Origin of the sequence: Microcoleus sp. (assembly GCF_049646505.1) — a bacterium.
In the GTDB taxonomy this organism is placed as follows: domain Bacteria; phylum Cyanobacteriota; class Cyanobacteriia; order Cyanobacteriales; family Microcoleaceae; genus Microcoleus.
Genome location: NZ_JBARVX010000239.1, coordinates 1 through 2,447, shown reverse-complemented (window position 1 = coordinate 2,447; position 2,447 = coordinate 1). Strand labels below are relative to the sequence as shown.

General features: G+C 44.1%; 2 protein-coding genes and 1 pseudogene. All 3 read left to right on the top strand.

The genetic code is table 11. From position 1 onward, the window contains the following. Positions 1–613 (top strand): BMC domain-containing protein (locus WBA89_RS12855; RefSeq protein ID WP_424406929.1); only part of this gene is annotated, 613 nt, incomplete at its 5' end. Positions 614–1,222: 609 nt separating this feature from the next. Further along, complete coding sequence (locus WBA89_RS12850) at positions 1,223–2,263, top strand: tetratricopeptide repeat protein (protein WP_424406927.1); 1,041 nt, start codon at positions 1,223–1,225, stop codon at positions 2,261–2,263. Continuing rightward, positions 2,256–2,447 (top strand): annotated as a pseudogene (locus tag WBA89_RS12845) (hypothetical protein); the annotation flags it as partial. The gene WBA89_RS12850 and the pseudogene WBA89_RS12845, both read left to right, overlap by 8 nt.

Here is a 2,447-nt window from a genome sequence, read left to right as displayed (position 1 = left end):
CGAAAAAATAGGTTCCGGTCACTGTACGGCGATCGTCCGGGGGCGAATTTCCGACGTGCGTTTGGCTGTGGAAGCAGGAGCTCAGACGGCCGAACAGTTCGGACAGTTTGTTTCTAAATTGGTGATTCCCAGGCCTTTGGCTAATTTGGAAGTGGTTTTGCCGATCGGCTTCCGGCTGACTGAACTCTCCGAAAGTGGCAGTTATTCTCGGCTGAGCAATCAGGCGATCGGTTTGCTCGAAACGCGGGGATTTCCGGCAATGGTCGGTGCTTGCGATGCTATGCTCAAATCCGCAGACGTACACTTGGCCGCCTACGAGAAAATTGGCGCAGGTTTGTGTACGGCAATTATTCGCGGTGCAGTCGCAGATGTAGCAGTCGCCGTAGAAGCCGGGATGTACGAAGCTGAGCGGATTGGCGAGTTGAACGCGGTGATGGTAATTCCCAGGCCTTTGGAAGATTTGGAACAAACTTTGCCGCTGGCGAGTTGCTGGATAGAACACCGTCAACCTGTGAGGATGCCTGTGTCGGTTAAGGAAAAGGAAAAAGAATTGGTCGAACTTCCAGATTTGGAGAAATTGAGAGTTTATGTGGAAGAGGAAGTCAATCGGTAATCGCTAATTGGTATAAAGTTAGCCAGCAAAAGTTTGTAGATACCTGCTGCGAGAAATACTCAGATCAAGTTGCTCAACAGGATATAAATTTTACTAAATCGAAGTGCGTGCAACAATTTATACCTATGGGGCGTGTCAACAAGCTTAATTTGGCGATCGAGCCGATCGCAGTCGCATTAAAAGATACAGAGCACTAACGAAAACTAGAGTTGGCAGCGAAAGCCGTAGCGTAGCGGGGCGTAAGCCATCGGGCAACAATCGAACCGATCAAGTAAATCCAGCCGAGGTGCAGGCTCTTTCAAGATGATTTAACTGCTGTTAAAATCGACCTAAATCCTGTTTAGGGTAGATTTCATCGAATAACTCAAGAGTTACTCTGGGCGTAAATAGAAGCTCTTTCAACAGATTAACGCCTGTCGAACTCAACACTGACTGCAAAGGAATCACCGCCGAGATTCAAGCAATCCTGAAAGTTGACCCACCCAAGAAGCGGTACCGTGCCCCCGACGCTCTGATGTGGATCTCCCAAAATTTTAGACTGCGGTTGTTGCTTTCAGATTCAATGCTGCAAGTAAATCTCAAATCGAATATTCTCAAATCGACTTACCTATGAACCTCAAACAATTTTACAAGCGCGGTTTGCATAGCGCCAAGAAAGGAAACTACGAAGCGGCAATCGAAGACTTCGATCAGATACTGCAAGCCAATCCCGCCGATGCCAAAGCATATAACAATCGCGGCTTAGTCTACTATTACATGAAAGACTACCAAAGGGCGATCGCAGACCTGAGCCAAGCACTAGATATCAATCCTAATTTGTTCGAGGCTTATCTGAATCGAGGCAATGCTTGGCGGCATCTCGGAGAAAACGACAAAGCCATTGAGGATCTCAACTGCGCTTTAGCAAACAAACCTGACAGTCACGCTATTTATAACAACCGGGGACTCGTACTGGCTAATTTAGGACATTACGAAGAAGCAATAGAAGACTACAATCGAGCTCTATCTATCAATTCCCAAAATTATAAAACTTATTACAACCGGGGGCGAGCTTACTACCTTTTAGGAGAAAAAGAGGCAGCAATAGAGAACTTTAACGAAACGCTGCGGTTGAATCCTAGATATATCAAAGCTTACATAAATCGCGGTCTCTGTTACCACCAGTTAAAGGACAATACGCAGGCGATCGCCGATTATAACACTGCACTCGGCATCGATCCTAACAATGTTTATGCGTATTATAACAGAGGATGCGTCCGCTATAAATTAAAACAAATGCAGCTAGCAATAGAAGACTTTGACAAAGCAGTGGAACTCGATCCAAACTATGTCAAAGCTTATCTAAACCGAGGTTTAGCGCTGTACAAACTCGGAGATGTGGCAGCAGCAAACAAGGATTTTTACCACGTCATGTGCATTAACGCTGAAGCTTATTTATACTACCAAGCCCAGCGCTGCACGCCTGACATTAATTCCTACTTCAAGGAAGCGCCGCAAATGGAACAGAATAATGCTGTCGAATACTACAACACCACATTAAATACAATGTCAACTTCTCTAAGTTCGGCAGCATTAAACTCGATTTGGAATCAAGAAGATTTGGAAAACAGAGACTCGATTATCTGTGAAGGTGAATTTCTAAATGAATGAATTAGTCAGCAGTCAGCAGTCATTAGTCATTAGTCAGCAGTCATTAGTCATTAGTTATTGGTTATTAGTTATTGGTTATTGGTTATTGGTTATTGGTTATTGGTTATTGGTTATTGGTTATTGGTTATTGGTTATTGGTTATTGGTTATTGTTTATTTGTTATTTGTTATTGGTTATTGGTTAT

Bases quoted from the DNA above. Each gene is read 5' to 3' on its own strand.
- WBA89_RS12850 (WP_424406927.1), top strand. From the start codon at position 1,223: ATGAACCTCAAACAATTTTACAAGCGCGGTTTGCATAGCGCCAAGAAA.